15 protein-coding genes and 1 pseudogene are annotated in these 13,691 nt (G+C 72.7%); 8 read left to right on the top strand and 8 right to left on the bottom strand.

Features of this window, described 5'->3' with window-relative positions:
- The first annotated feature begins 1 nt into the window (after position 1).
- Complete coding sequence (locus N5875_RS17970; RefSeq protein ID WP_338494830.1) at positions 2-973, top strand: AraC family transcriptional regulator; 972 nt, start codon at positions 2-4, stop codon at positions 971-973.
- Here N5875_RS17970 and N5875_RS17975 read toward each other — a convergent pair.
- From N5875_RS17975 to mshA, 3 genes are all read right to left on the bottom strand, one after another.
- On the bottom strand, positions 960-2,630 hold the full coding sequence (locus N5875_RS17975; RefSeq protein WP_338494831.1) for a glycosyl hydrolase family 28-related protein: 1,671 nt from the start codon (positions 2,628-2,630) through the stop codon (positions 960-962). The genes N5875_RS17970 and N5875_RS17975 overlap by 14 nt on opposite strands.
- An 85-nt stretch (positions 2,631-2,715) precedes the next feature.
- On the bottom strand, positions 2,716-3,228 hold the full coding sequence (locus N5875_RS17980; RefSeq protein ID WP_338494834.1) for a YbjN domain-containing protein: 513 nt from the start codon (positions 3,226-3,228) through the stop codon (positions 2,716-2,718).
- Positions 3,221-4,588, bottom strand: a complete 1,368-nt coding sequence (gene mshA, locus N5875_RS17985; protein WP_318208507.1) for a D-inositol-3-phosphate glycosyltransferase — start codon at positions 4,586-4,588, stop codon at positions 3,221-3,223. Before mshA ends, N5875_RS17980 begins: the two co-directional genes overlap by 8 nt.
- A gap of 263 nt (positions 4,589-4,851) precedes the next feature.
- Here mshA and N5875_RS17990 point away from each other — a divergent pair, with 263 nt between their 5' ends.
- From N5875_RS17990 to N5875_RS18000, 3 genes are all read left to right on the top strand, one after another.
- On the top strand, positions 4,852-5,646 hold the full coding sequence (locus N5875_RS17990; protein WP_338494836.1) for a class I SAM-dependent methyltransferase: 795 nt from the start codon (positions 4,852-4,854) through the stop codon (positions 5,644-5,646).
- 206 nt (positions 5,647-5,852) lie between these two features.
- Positions 5,853-6,902 (top strand): C40 family peptidase, encoded by a 1,050-nt coding sequence (locus N5875_RS17995; RefSeq protein WP_318208505.1) that lies wholly within the window; start codon positions 5,853-5,855, stop codon positions 6,900-6,902.
- A 331-nt stretch (positions 6,903-7,233) separates the two neighbouring features.
- The gene (locus N5875_RS18000) at positions 7,234-8,481 is read left to right on the top strand and encodes a PP2C family protein-serine/threonine phosphatase (protein ID WP_318208504.1); all 1,248 of its coding nucleotides are present in this window, start codon (positions 7,234-7,236) and stop codon (positions 8,479-8,481) included.
- A 79-nt stretch (positions 8,482-8,560) separates the two neighbouring features.
- On the opposite strand, the gene N5875_RS18005 is transcribed toward N5875_RS18000, so the two are convergent.
- From N5875_RS18005 to N5875_RS18015, 3 genes are all read right to left on the bottom strand, one after another.
- Positions 8,561-8,905, bottom strand: a complete 345-nt coding sequence (locus N5875_RS18005; RefSeq protein WP_073911664.1) for a DUF2516 family protein — start codon at positions 8,903-8,905, stop codon at positions 8,561-8,563.
- A gap of 89 nt (positions 8,906-8,994) precedes the next feature.
- Positions 8,995-9,576, bottom strand: coding sequence for a hypothetical protein (locus N5875_RS18010; RefSeq protein ID WP_318208503.1), 582 nt, complete (start codon positions 9,574-9,576; stop codon positions 8,995-8,997).
- Positions 9,577-9,628: 52 nt separating this feature from the next.
- Positions 9,629-10,156, bottom strand: coding sequence for a helix-turn-helix transcriptional regulator (locus N5875_RS18015; protein ID WP_338494840.1), 528 nt, complete (start codon positions 10,154-10,156; stop codon positions 9,629-9,631).
- Between the two features lie 111 nt (positions 10,157-10,267).
- Here N5875_RS18015 and N5875_RS18020 point away from each other — a divergent pair, with 111 nt between their 5' ends.
- Complete coding sequence (locus N5875_RS18020; protein WP_338494841.1) at positions 10,268-10,975, top strand: ATP-dependent endonuclease; 708 nt, start codon at positions 10,268-10,270, stop codon at positions 10,973-10,975.
- Between the two features lie 21 nt (positions 10,976-10,996).
- On the opposite strand, the pseudogene N5875_RS18025 reads toward N5875_RS18020, so the two are convergent.
- A pseudogene (locus tag N5875_RS18025) lies at positions 10,997-11,233 on the bottom strand (helix-turn-helix domain-containing protein); the annotation flags it as partial.
- 173 nt (positions 11,234-11,406) lie between these two features.
- Here N5875_RS18025 and N5875_RS18030 point away from each other — a divergent pair.
- The 3 genes from N5875_RS18030 to N5875_RS18040 all read left to right on the top strand — a co-directional run bounded on the left by N5875_RS18030 (position 11,407) and on the right by N5875_RS18040 (position 13,282).
- Positions 11,407-11,802, top strand: a complete 396-nt coding sequence (locus N5875_RS18030; protein WP_338494844.1) for a helix-turn-helix transcriptional regulator — start codon at positions 11,407-11,409, stop codon at positions 11,800-11,802.
- A 140-nt stretch (positions 11,803-11,942) separates the two neighbouring features.
- The gene (locus N5875_RS18035; protein WP_266967640.1) at positions 11,943-12,359 is read left to right on the top strand and encodes a VOC family protein; all 417 of its coding nucleotides are present in this window, start codon (positions 11,943-11,945) and stop codon (positions 12,357-12,359) included.
- A 164-nt stretch (positions 12,360-12,523) separates the two neighbouring features.
- On the top strand, positions 12,524-13,282 hold the full coding sequence (locus N5875_RS18040) for a DUF5710 domain-containing protein (RefSeq protein ID WP_318208499.1): 759 nt from the start codon (positions 12,524-12,526) through the stop codon (positions 13,280-13,282).
- Between the two features lie 15 nt (positions 13,283-13,297).
- Here the strand turns inward: N5875_RS18040 and N5875_RS18045 are convergent, their stop codons facing one another.
- Positions 13,298-13,675 (bottom strand): hypothetical protein, encoded by a 378-nt coding sequence (locus tag N5875_RS18045; RefSeq protein ID WP_318208498.1) that lies wholly within the window; start codon positions 13,673-13,675, stop codon positions 13,298-13,300.
- Between the last annotated feature and the right edge of the window lie 16 nt (positions 13,676-13,691).

The raw sequence follows: 13,691 nt of genomic DNA on the forward strand, positions 1-13,691 counted from the left end.
GATGGACGTGGTGAGCGACGCGATCTCGGCCGTACGGATCGGGCGGCCCTCCTCCCAGCGGGTGCGGGTCGGCGGGAGCTGGTGCACCCGCCTCGCCCCGTACGACGGCGCGGGCTTCCACGTCGTCCTGGAGGGGCACTGCCGGCTGCTGCCCGACGGCGGCGACCCGGTCGAACTCGGCCCGGGGGACGCCGTCCTGCTGCCGCACGGGACCGGGCACGTGATCGCCGACGGATCCGCCGACGCGGCGAGGCTCGCGCGCGCCGTGCCCTTCGAGCGGTGGCTGGACGGGACCTTGTCACGGCCGCCGTCCGAGGAGGGCGCCGTGGTCGAGATGCTGTGCGGCAAGTACCGGCTCGACCGCAGCCACGTCCATCCGCTGCTCGCGGAACTCCCCCCGCTCGTCCATCTGCCGAACCGGGCCGACCAGGCCGGCGACACCGGCGGCGCCGATCCCGGTCTCCGCTCCGCCATCGCCCTGCTCGGCCACGAGGTGGCCGAGCGGCTTCCCGGCTCCGGGGTCGCGCTGCCGAGCCTGCTCGACCTGCTCCTCGTCTACATGATCCGTTCCTGGACGGCGGAGAACGCCGCCACGGGAAGCCGGGTCGGCACGGCCGGAACCTGGCCGGCCGCCCTCGGCGACCCGGTGACCGCCGCCGCCCTGCGGGCCCTGCACACCGACCCGGCCGCTCCGTGGACCAACGACCTCCTCGCGGCCGAGGCCGGGGTCTCCCGCCCCACCCTGGCCCGCCGCTTCACCGCCCTCGTCGGCCGGCCCCCGATGGCGTACCTCACCTGGTGGCGGCTGACCCGCGCCGCCGGTCTGCTCCGGGACACCCGGGACCCGTTGGCCTCCGTCGCACGACGCGTCGGCTACAGCACGCCGTACGCCTTCTCGCACGCCTTCCGGCGGGAGTTCGGCACGACCCCGGGGCAGTACCGGGCGGGCCTGGCCGCGGCTACCGCCGACTGAGCGCGCGCTGTGCCTCGTACAGGTTCCCCGGGCGCACCGACCCCGGGCTTCCGTACGCCTCCACGCGCGCGTGGAGCTCGCCCGTGAAGTCCGGGACGTCGGTCTGGTCGAATTCGCGGACCTCGCTGATGCCGACCGTCGCGCTGTACGGGGCGATGGTGTCGATCTTCACCAGGCCGGCCCGGCCGTTCGTCACCGTCACGTTCCAGTGGGCGAACCGGGCCCCGTAGAGGGGACCGGCGGAGGCGTCGCCGCCGTGCCGGCCGTTGTTCTCGACGGTGATCTCGGTCCGTACGTTCGCGAAGGGCATGCCCCGGTGGGTGTCGAAGGTGCCCATCTCCATCACGCCGCGCGACCAGACGTTGTAGCTGGACAGGCCTTCGACGTTGATGCCGTGGAGCTGGGTGCCGGCCGGGGCGGGGACCGTACGGGCCGCGATGCGGAAGTCCTCGATCAGGTTGTCGTGCGCGCCCTCCCGGCAGAAGTACGGGTGGTGGGAGCCGCGCCCCTCCACCCGCGTACGGCGCAGGGTGCAGGCGGAGGCGGCGACGAGCCCGAAGCCGTTGTCGACGTGCCGGACCACCACGTCCTCCGCCCAGCAGTCGTACGCGCCCTGGAAGGTGACGCCGTTGTAGCCCTTGTCGAGGAGGTGCGGGGACTGCGGGGTCTCCACCGCCTCCAGGGTCAGGCCCACCACCCCCGAGTCGGTGAGTGCCTCGGCCCCTGAGATCAGCCGGGGGTCCCACTCCGGGCGCGCGTCGAGCGGGAGGGGGCGCTCCAGGGTGACCGTCCGGCCGCGTACGGCGGTGATCCGTACGGGCCACTCGTAGGGGACGTAGCTGGTCAGCTTCGTCTTGTCGTCCCAGACGTACGCCTCCGGGCCCGCGCCGCCGCCCGCCATGTGCTCCAGGAGCGTGTGGTCGGCGTCGTCGGCGAGGCGGAGGACGACGAGTCGGCCGCGCCGGAGGGCCGAGGGGTCGTCGACCGTGACCGTACGGTCGCCCCGGCGGCCCGGCCGGACGGTCGTCAGGGTGCTCCACTCGTCGCGCTTGTTGCCGGTCCAGCCCTCGAAGGGCCAGGCCCGGCCCCGTATCGCGGCGACGAGGGAGGCGTGCCGGGCCTGCGGGGAGAGCCAGATCAGGCCGCCGGCCCAGGACCAGGAGGACTTGTCTCCGCCGTAGCGGGAGCCGTACGGGCCGATCAGTTCGGTGAGGTGCCGGGTGGCGAGCAGTGTCGTCCGGCCGGAGCCCGCGCCGCGCAGGACGACGCCGCTGTGGCCGATCCGCAGGTAGTCGTCGATGCGGTACGTGCCCGGCGGGAGGAGGACCGTGCCGCCGCCGCGCTCCCCCGCCTCCGCGAGGGCGCGGTTGATCGCGGGCGCCGAGTCGGTGCCGTGCACATCGGACGCTCCGCGGCGGGCGTCGGGCACGGCCCCGTGGGCGAGGGCGTTCGCGACGACGCGGGGGCGGGGTGCGCGGCGGGCGCCGCCGTGGGCGCCGGCCCGGCCCACGTAGGGGATCTGGGGGTGGGTGTAGGGGGCTGCCTCGAACTCCCGCCAGAGAGGGGTGGAGCGGGCGGGTGTGGTGAAACCCGTCGTGCCCGCCGCTCCCGCCACTGCCACCGCGCCGCCGACGAACTGCCTTCTGCTGAGTGCCATGAACCTGAGCCCTTCACGTATATGAACGGTGTTCAGATCTGCGTTGGGCGTGAGCATGGCAGCAGAAGGCCCCTGCGGGAAGAGGTCAGTTGGCAGGCTTCTCGGAGGACTTCTGGGTCAGGTTCTTGAACGCGTCGAGGTTGCGGGTCGACTCGCCGCGCGAGACCCGCCACTCGTACTCGCGCCGGATCGCCGACGCGAAGCCCAGCTCCAGGAGCGTGTTGAAGTCGCCGTCCGCCGCCTCCAGGACCGAGCCGAGCAGCCGGTCCAGCTCCTCGGGCGTGACGGCGGAGAGCGGCAGCTTGCCGGCCAGGTAGATGTCGCCGAGGCCGTCGATCGCGTAACCCACGCCGTACAGCTTGAGGTTGCGCTCGAGCAGCCAGCGGTGGACGCCCCCCTCGTTCTCGTCCGGGTGGCGGATGACGAAGGCGTTGAGGGAGAGCGAGTGGCGTCCGACGCGCAGGGAGAGCGTGGTGAAGAGCTTGCGCGTGCCGGGGAGTTTGACCACGTAGGAGCCCGGTTCGGGGGACTCCCACTCCAGTTCCGCGTCCTTGAACGTGTCCTCGACGATCCGCCGGACGTCCTCGAGATCAGCCATGGTGGGAGCGTACGCGACGGCGGTTCTCGCGCAGCCGGTGGTCGTGCACGGCAGCCGTGTACACATCCGCCGTGCCCGAGGCCGCCGTGTCCCAGCCGAAGGACCCGGCGTGCAGGGCCGCCGCCGCGCCCATCCGCGCCGAGAGGGACGGGTCCGCCACGAAACGGCCGAGCGCGCGGGCGTAGTCCACCGGGTCGTGCCCCTGGACGAGGAAACCGGTCACGTCGTCCCGTACGGCCACGGGCAGGCCGCCCACCGCCGCTGCGACGACCGGGGTGCCGGCCGCCTGCGCCTCGATGGCGACCAGACCGAAGGACTCGCTGTAGGACGGCATGACGAGGACGCTCGCCGCGCGGAACCAGTCGGCGAGCCGGTCCTGGCCCACCGGCGGGTGGAACCGCACGATGTCCGCGATGCCCAGCCGGGCGGCCAGCTTCTGCAGCCCCTCCGGCTTCGCCAGACCGCTGCCGCTCGGGCCGCCCACCACAGGAACGATCATGCGGGAGCGCAGCGAGGGGTCCCGGTCGAGGAGCTCGGCGGCGGCGCGCAGCAGGATGTCCGGGGCCTTCAGCGGCTGGATGCGGCCGGCGAAGACCGGTATGAAGGCGTCCTGCGGCAGCCCGAGCCGGGCGCGGGCGGCGGCGCGGCCGTCGGCGGGGCGGAAGTGGTCGAGGTTGACGCCCGGGTGGACGACCGCGATCTTGCCGGGGTCCGCGTCGTAGAAACGGGCGAGCTCGTCGGCCTCCTCGGCCGTGTTCGCGATCAGCCGGTCGGCGGCGTCGACGATCTGCGTCTCGCCGATCACCCGGGCGGCGGGCTCGGGGGTGTCGCCCTCGGCGAGCGCCGCGTTCTTGACCTTCGCCATGGTGTGCATGGCGTGGACCAGCGGGACGCCCCAGCGCTCGGCGGCCAGCCAGCCGACGTGGCCGGAGAGCCAGTAGTGGGAGTGGACCAGGTCGTAGTGGCCGGGCCGGTGGCCCGCCCAGGCCTGCATCACGCCGTGCGTGAAGGCACAGAGCTGCGCCGGCAGCTCCTCCTTGGCCAGGCCCTCGTACGGGCCGGCGTCGACGTGCCGGACGAGGACGCCGGGGGTGAGCTCGACCACCGGGGGAAGGCCGCCGGTGGTGGCCCGGGTGAAGATCTCGACCTCGATGTCGATGGCGGCGAGTCGTTTCGCCAGCTCGACGATGTAGACGTTCATGCCGCCCGCGTCGCCCGTGCCGGGCTGGTGCAGCGGGGAGGTGTGGACGCTGAGCATGGCCACGCGGCGCGGGGTGCGGCTTCGGCCGGGGAGCCGGAGCCTGGCCTGCGCCGGGTGCCGGTGCCGGGTACCGGCGAACCGGGACACGTACTGGCTCACGTCGGCGGTCCTTCCGCTCGGGGGCGAACGCATCGGGTCCGACGCGTCGGGGCATGACGGCGGAAGGGCGTGGTGCACCCTCCGGCCTGGACAACACCGGAACCGAGCCTTTCATTTCCGTCGACGATGCCGCTTTGCCAATTCATTGCCGGGGCGCACCACCCGGGGCGCACCGCCCGGGGCGCACCGCCCGGGGCGCACCACCCTCCACCCCCATGACCGGGGGCGCCCCGCCCCTTACCCCCACCCCGTAACCTTTCGGCATGGCCCCGCGCACCACCCGCCCCGTCGGCACCCCGACCCGCGGGACCACCAACCCCAACCGTCTGCGCCGCATGGACCGCTGGATCGCCGCCGTCCACGGGCCCGCCCTGCGCCGCTCCCCCGAGCCGCCGATCGCCGTCGACCTCGGGTACGGGGCCGCCCCCTGGACCGCCGTCGAGCTCCTCGCCCGGCTGCGCACGGCCGAACCCCGCACCCGTCTCTACGGCATCGAGATCGAGCCCGCCCGCGTCGAGGCCGCGAAGCCGTACGAGCACGAGGGCCTCTCGTTCCTGCACGGCGGCTTCGAGGTGCCCGTGCCCGGCCGGGTCGCCCTGATCCGGGCGGCGAACGTGCTGCGCCAGTACGACGAGGAGCAGGTCACGGCCGTCTGGCAGCGGCTCTGCGGGCGGCTCGCGCCGGGCGGGCTGCTCGTGGAGGGCACCTGCGACGAGATCGGGCGCCGGCACGTCTGGGTCGCGCTCGACGCGAGCGGGCCGCGGACGGTGACCTTCGCGACCCGGCTCGGTTCGCTCGACCGGCCGTCGGACCTGGCGGAGCGGCTGCCGAAGGCCCTGATCCACCGCAATGTGCCGGGCGAGCCGGTGCACGCGTTCCTGCGGGACTTCGACCGGGCGTGGGCGGCGGCGGCCCCGTACGCCTCGCTCGGCGCGCGACAGCGGTGGATCCGCTCGGCCCGCGACCTGGCGGCGGACTGGCCGCTGACGGACGGGCCCCGGCGGTGGCGGCAGGGCGAGGTGACGGTGCGGTGGGAGGCGCTGGCGCCGCGGACGTGAGTGAACGAGACCTCTCTTTCCCCAACTGCCGCTGAATTTCCCGTACGTCGGGAACGCCCCGCACGTATCCCTCGTCCCCCGTGGGGGGAGCAGGCCCGACAGGCCCCGCTTTCCCCTGTTGCTTTACGGTTTCGCATGGCACTATCGCCAACGTCACCGCTAAGTTACTGACGGTAAATCAGATTTGGTCACTTGAGGGGGAGCTCGTGAACCGACGCCGCCACGCCACCGCCGCGATCACCATGATCTGCGCCTTGACCGTGCTGGCCTCGCCCGCGCTGACCCTCCAGGCCGCCGCCGCGCCGCTCCCGCCCGCGCCTCCGAAGAAGAGCCTGGAGGAGGTGCGCACGGAGATAGACACCCTGTACCGCCAGGCCGCCGTCGCCACCGACGCGTACAACCTCGCGGAGGAGAAGTCGAAGGAGCAGTCCGCCGAGATCGTCCGGGTCGCCCTGATGATCGTGGAGGGCCGCGAGAAGATCGATGCCCTCAAGGCCAGGGCCGGCGCCACCGCCCGCGCCCAGTACCGCAACGGCGGGCTCCCCGACGGCGCGCAGCTCGTCCTCACGAACGACCCCCAGCTCTTCCTCGACAACGCGGGCCGCCTCAAGGCCGGAGCCAAGGCCACCACGGACCTGCTCGGCGAAATGACCCGCACCCAGGCCCAGTTGGACACCTACGCCAAGGACGCGGGCGTGAACTGGACCAAGCTGGAGTCCAACCGCGTGCGGCAGGCCAAGGCGAAGAAGGAGATCGACGGCAAGATCGCCGCCGCGAAGAAGCTGGAGTCCGAACTCGCCGCCGAGGAGCGGGAGCGGCTGCGGCGCCTCGAGGAGCAGGCGCTGTCCCGGGCCCAGACGACCTGGCTCGGCACCGGCGTCCTCGCCGGTCTCAAGGGGGACACGACGCCCGCGGCGAAGAAGGCGATCGAGTTCGCGACGGCGCAGATCGGCAAGCCGTACGTCTGGGGCGCGGAGGGACCGGACTCGTACGACTGCTCGGGACTCACCCAGCTCGCCTGGGGCACGGCGGGCCGGCCGATACCGCGCACCTCGCAGGAGCAGTGGCGCCTGCTGCCGCGCGTGGACATCAAGGACATGCGGCCCGGCGACCTGATCGTCTACTTCCAGGACGCGAGCCACATCGGGATGTACGTCGGAAACGGCACGATGGTGCACGCGCCGCGCCCCGGCCGGAACGTGACGCTCGCGGGGGCCGGCTCGATGGAGATCCTGGGCGTCGTCCGCCCGACGTGACGGAGTCCACGCGCCGCGGCGGAACCGCGGGCGCCGCCCCGGCGTGACCTTTCTCATTGCCTCGGGGGCGCCCCGTCGGCCGTACGGGGGCAAGTACCTCCCCTTCCGCGGCATATGCCAATCCCGACGCGAACGCCGACCCGCTGGTCGCCATTCCGCTGCGCACCGCCCTACCGCTATGGTCCGGGACGGGCGGGACGCCACCCGGCGCCCTGCGCACCCTCGGGGGGAGGGAAGGAAACCCGGACCGATGCCCGTATCCGTACCGCGTCAGAGAAACGTCTCTGCCGTTGCGGGACCCGGCGACGTCGCCACCACGGACGCCACCGCCATGGACGCCACTGCTATGACAGGCACAGTCACAGGCACCGACCGCACCGATCTCACTCTCCTGGTCGTCGAGGACGACCCGGCGGGTGCCCTCGCCGTACCCGAACTGCTCGACGCGGCGGACGCCGCCGGCACCCGGGTCCGCATCCGTACGGCCCGCAACCTCACCGAGGCCGAGCGGCTCCTCACCGACGACGTCCACTGCGTCCTCGTCGACCTGTCCCTGCCCGGCCCCCGGGCCGCCGAGGGAGCCGACCCGCTCGCCCCGCTGCGGCACATCCTGCGGCTCGCCCCGCGCCACGCCGTCCTCGCGCTCGCGGCCTCCGCCGACGCCGAGCTGGCGGCCGAGGCGGTACGCGTCGGAGCCCAGGACCACCTCTTCCGCGAGGAACTCGACGGGCGGCTGCTCAGCCGGGCCATCCGGTACGCGGTCGAGCGCAAGCGCGCCGACGCCGTCCAGGTGAAGCTCGCCGAGTCCCGGCTCCGCGCACAGGAGAACGCCCGCCTGGAGCGCGGGCTGCTCCCCACGCCCCTCCTGGAGGGCTCCGACCTCCGGTTCGCTGCCCACTACCGGCCCGGCCGCTCGCGCGCGCTGCTCGGCGGCGACTTCTACGACGTGGTCCGTACGCCCGACGGCACCGTCCACGCCATGATCGGCGACGTGTGCGGCCACGGCCCCGACGAGGCCGCGCTCGGCGTCGAGCTGCGGATCGCCTGGCGGGCCCTGACCTTCGCGGGGCTGTGCGGGGACGAGCTGCTCTCCACGATGCAGCAGGTCCTGGAGCACGAGCGGGAGAGCGAGGAGATCTTCGCGACCCTCTGCACCGTCGACATCGCGCCCGACGGGCGCCGCGCGGGCCTGTGCCTGGCCGGGCACCCGTCGCCGCTGATCGCCCGGCAGGGGCGGGCGGCACGGCTGCTGCCGTACGAGGACGGCGGCCCGGCACTCGGACTGCTGCCGCGCGCCCGCTGGCCGCGCCGGCAGGTCGAGCTCGGCGGGGCGTGGAGCCTGATCATGTACACGGACGGACTGATCGAGGGACGCTCGGCCGGACCCGGCTCGCCGCGGCTCGGCCAGGACGGGATGGTCGGCATGATCAACCGGCAGCTGACCTCGGGCCTGCGGGGCGACGAGCTCCTGGAGGCCGCGGTGACGGAGGTCCGGTCGCTGAACGGCGGGGAGCTGACGGACGACGTCGCGGTCCTGGCCCTGGAAAGGGACAGGGACAGGGACAGGGCCCGGGGCTAGACCCTGGACCCCTGAAAGTGACAGCAGGACCCGGAGCCGGGCTCCGGGTCCTGCTTGTTCCTGCTGTCAGTTCTTACGTCTAGCGGCCGCCGTTGTAGGGGCCGTACGGTCCGTCGCTGCTGGAGCCGCCACCCCTTCGGCCGCCTCCGCCGCCCGACACCTGCTGGAGCGCGGGGCGGACGTCGACCATGAAGACGATGGCGGCGATCACACCCGCGATCTGCAGGAACAGCATCGGGAAGAGCAGGTTCAGGGCGAGGTTGATGCCCAGAACGATCAGCCAGAACTTCTTCGTCTGCTTCTCGGCGGCGCGGTAGGCGTCCTCGCGCGCCATGGCGGCGAAGACGAGCGCGGCGACGGCGAAGCCGGTGAAGATCAGGAACATCACCAGGGTGAGGAGGGAGTCGAATCCCGCGCGCAACATACTGAGCACCGCCTAGGGAAGAGGGGAAGAGCGCCTCGCGGTCAAGGTACCCGGTTCAACGCATCAGGTACCCGTATTGGTGCCCGGCCCTACTCCGTCTCGGCGGTGACGGCCGCCTTCTTGGCGGGGGCCTTGCGGGCGGTGGTCTTCCGGGCGGGCGCCTTCTTGGCCTCGGCGGGCTCGTCGGAGGCGACGGCGACCGGCTCCTCCTTCTCCTTCTCCTCGGCCTTGGTCTCGTCCGGCTCGACCACGACGGCGATCTCGACGATCTCCTCGGCCACGTCACCACGCCAGGCCTTGACGGCCTCCTCGCCGTGGGCGGCGACCTCCTCGTACTTCTCGCGCGCCTTGACGGCGTACTCGGCGGCGACGCCGACGCCGCGCAGGGCGAGGTCCTGGGCGGTCTCGCCGAGCTTCTTGAGGTCCGTGTCGAGCCCGCCGACGACATCGGCGAGCTTCGACTGCACGGTGGCCTGGGCCTCCTTGGCCTGCGCGGTCACCTTCTCCTGCACGACCTTGGGGTCGGTCTTCCGTACGGCCTCGATGCGGGCGGGCGCCTCGGCGGCGATCTGCTCGATCAGGCCGGGAACCTTCTTGGCCTGCTGCACGGCGAGGTCCGCGGTGCCGGCGGCGAAGTAGAGAGGGGTACGCAGTTCGTCGATGATGGCCATGCTGGTGGTCCTCCCGGATGTGACGTACGAGCGAGCGCTGGCTCAGGGGCGGTTAGGCATCGGGTTGGGCATCGGGCGCGTCGGCGGGCCGCTCGGCGGCCACGGCGCGAGCGCCTGCGGGGGCTTCGGTGGCTCCCGTGGCTCCGGCGGCTCCGGTGGCTCCGGCGGCTTCGGTAGCTCCGCTGTGGTCCGCCTCGGCGGCTTGGGCAGCCTGGGCAGCCGCTGCGGCGGCCTCGGCCGCGTTCTCCTTGCGGAAGGAGTCGTAGATCTGGAGCAGCACCTGCTTCTGCCGCTCGTTGATCGAGGGATCGGCGAGGATGACGGCGCGCGTCTCCAGCTCCTCCCGCTCCTTCTCGTCGAGGATCCCGGCCCGTACGTAGAGCGTCTCGGCGGAGATCCGCAGCGCCTTGGCGACCTGCTGCAACACCTCGGCGCTGGGCTTCCGCAGCCCCCGCTCGATCTGGCTCAGGTACGGGTTCGACACCCCGGCGGCGTCGGCGAGCTGCCGCAGGGACAACTGCGCGGTCCGCCGCTGCTCGCGGAGGTACTCACCGAGATTGCCGACGTTGAGCGATGCCATGCTCCGACCATGCCAGCCTTTGCTAACTATTGCAAGCAGCCGCTTGCAAGAGTCGCCCCGGGCTCCTTAATCCTCGTGATCTCCGCGGTCGCTGCTGAGAGACTGGGGCGCATGGAGACGACGACGGGGCGCTTCCGGACGGCGGTCAGGGAGTGGGCGGCCGATGGCGCGGGGGCCTCGGCCGCCGCCGCGGTCGCGCGCGAACTCGCGGCCGGCAGCGAGCTGCGTACGGCCGTGCTCGTGGAGGGAGTCAGCGACCACGTCGCGCTCGACGCGCTCGCGGCCCGACACGGCCGCTCCCTCGACGCGGAGGGCATCGCCGTCATTCCGCTCGGCGGGGCGACCAACATCGGCAGATTCGTGCAGCTGCTCGGGCGCCAGGGGCTCGGCATCACGCTGGCGGGTCTGTGCGACGCAGGCGAGGAGCGCCATTTCTCGGGCGCCCTCGAACGCGAAGGACTCGGCCACGACCTCGCACGCTCCGACATGGAGCCGCTCGGCTTCTACGTGTGCGACGCCGACCTGGAGGAGGAGCTGATCCGCTCCCTCGGCGCCGAGTCGGTGCAGCAGGTCGTCGACGCCCAGGGCGACCTGCGGGCCTTCCGTATCTTCCAGAAGCAGCCCGCCCAGCGGGAGCGGGACGTCGAGCGGCAGCTGCGGCGTTTCATGGGCACCATCAGCGGCCGCAAGAGCCTGTACGCCCGCTCGCTCGTCGACGCCCTCGACCTGACCGAGGCGCCCCGCCCGCTCGACCGGCTGCTCGCGCACGTGTCCGTGTCCGCGTCGACGTCGACGTCGACGTCGACGTCGGCGGGCTGAGGCAACTGCGCCTTCCCTCTTTCAGGCCGCAGGGGTGTCGAAGCGGCGACGGGCCGTCTCGATGGCGCCGAGATACTGGTGGGTCCAGTCGCACATGCCGTCGATCGTCGCCCTGAGCGCCCGGCCGGGGGCCGTGGGCGTGTACTCGACACGGGGCGGGATCTCGGGGTGGACAGTCCGGTCGATCAGGCCGGAGCGCTCCAGCATGCGCAGGTTCTGGGTGAGCATCTTGTGGCTGATGCCCTCGATCTCGTTCCGCCCAGGTCGAGCAGTGCCACCTCGACGTCGGCACCGCCCTCGCCGACGTCGGCACCGCCCTCGCCGACGTCGGCGCCTCCTTCGACGACGTCGCGAAGCTGACCGTGTACGTCGTCGACTGGAGCCCCGTCGCCTCTCGGACCCCCCGCGTCCCGCCTGCCATGCTGGTGGGCGTGGCACTGGACGACCTGGTACGGCTGCGCCGGGCGCGGGACGTGATGGATCGCGACTACGCGCTGCCGCTCGACGTCCCCGCGCTCGCCTCCGTCGCCCTCATGTCGACCGGGCACTTCGCCCGCAGCTTCCGTGCCGCCTACGGCGAGACCCCGTACAGCTACCTCATGACCCGCCGCGTCGAGCGTGCCAAGGCCTTGCTCCGGCGGGGTGACATGAGCGTCACGGACGTCTGCTTCGCCGTCGGGTGCACCTCGCTCGGCTCCTTCAGCTCCCGCTTCACCGAACTCGTCGGCGAGACGCCGTCCGCCTACCGGGCCCGCCGCCACGAGGACGGGGCCGCGATCCCGGCGTGCGTCGCGAAGGTCCGGACGCGGCCGGTCCGGAAGACCTGAGTCAGCAGGCATCAGGCATCGGCCATCGGCCATCGGCCATGGGTCATCGGCCATGGGTCATCGGCCATGGGTCATCGGCCATGGGTCATCGATCAGTTTCGGAGAAGCGGAATCCTGGGGGCCGCCGTAGCTTCGAAGGCATGAACGTCAAGCTCTCGCAGTGCTTCATCGCAGTCGACGACCACGACAAGGCCCTCGCCTTCTATCGCGACGCCCTCGGCCTCGAAGTGCGGAACGACGTCGGATTCGAGGGGATGCGCTGGGTGACCGTCGGGTCCCCCGCGCAGCCGGACGTGGAGATCGTCCTCGAACCGCCGCTCGCCGACCCCAACGCCTCCCCCGCCGACCGGCAGGCGGTGGCCGAGCTGCTCGCCAAGGGCATGCTGCGCGGCGTGATCTTCTCCACCGAGGACGTCGACGCCACCTTCGAACACGTCCGGGCGGCGGGCGGCGAGGTCCTCCAGGAGCCGGTCGACCAGCCGTACGGCGTCCGCGACTGCGCCTTCCGCGACCCGGCGGGCAACATGCTGCGCTTCACCCAGCCCCGCTCCTCGTAGCGCCCCCTCCTCGCGGCACCCTCTCCTCGCGGCACCCCCTCCTCGCGGCACCCCCTCCTCGTAGCGCCCCGAACCTCCTCGAACCCCCCTATCGGCTTCCATCGCCCGTGCCACCATGACCCGAGACGGCCTTGGGAGGGCCGAGGTCAACAGGGGGGTTCCGCATGCCGGTTGAGCGCATCTGGCTGGACGTGCCGTACGCCGAGAAGGACGCGGCCAAGCGCGGCGGGGCCCGTTGGGACCCCGCCGCCAAGCGGTGGTTCGCGCCCCGGGCCGGGATGACCGAACTCGCCCGGTGGGCCGCCGCCGTCGACGTCCCCGACCTGCTGCCCGGCGAGGACCGGACCCTCGGCAGCGGGCTCTTCGTCGACCTCGTCCCGCGCACCTGCTGGTTCACCAATGTCCGGTCCTGCGTGGCCCAGGCCGACTGGGAACGGCTCCGCCGGATGATCACCGGTCGCGCCGGACAGCGCTGCGAGGCCTGCGGGGCGGGCGAGGACCGCTCCGCACGGCGGTGGCTGGAGGCCCATGAACGATGGACCTACGACGCCACCACCCGTGTCCAGACCCTCAAGCGGCTCATCTGCCTCTGCACCGACTGCCACACCGTCACCCACTTCGGCCTCGCCCAGGTGCGCGGCATCGAGGACCGGGCGTTCGCCCACCTCGTGAAGGTGACGGGGATGAGCGGGCCGCAGGCCCGGGACCATGTCCGGGCCGCGTTCGCCGTCTGGGAGGACCGCTCCCGCCACGACTGGGAGCTGGACCTCGGCATCCTCACCGGGGCGGGGATCGCCCTGGCCCCGCCGCCCGGCGCCGGCGAGCGCGCCCGGGTCGCCGACGAGACCCTGCTGCCCCGGCAGCCGGGGACACCGACCCGCGAGCAGGGGGCCGGCACGCGCCCGACCCCGCGCCGCGACTGAGCCCCGGCCCCCGAATCAGGCGCGGCAGCGCAGCATCACCAGCGGCGGGTGGGCGAGGAGGTCCGCCCAGAAGTCCTCGCCGAACTTCTCGATGCCCGCCTCCGACACCTCCAGCGGCACCCACTCCACGTCCCGGAACCCCGCCGCCGCCAGGCACTCCTCGTAGACCTCGCGGCGGGGGACCGTGCCGATGATGCTGATCGGCTCCGGTTCGAGGAGCGCCGTGACCCGGACGCGCGGGCCCGCCTCGCCCTCCTCGCCCGTCGGCTCGCAGCGGAAGCCGTACGCGGGCAGGGACACACAGTCGAACCGGTAGTCCGGCCGCTGGGCGAGCACGAAGAACTCACCACCCGGCACCAGGTTCTGGTGGATGCGGCGGCACATCCGCTCCATCCCCGCGACGTCCTCG

The organism is Streptomyces sp. SJL17-4 (assembly GCF_036826855.1).
Classification (GTDB): domain Bacteria; phylum Actinomycetota; class Actinomycetes; order Streptomycetales; family Streptomycetaceae; genus Streptomyces.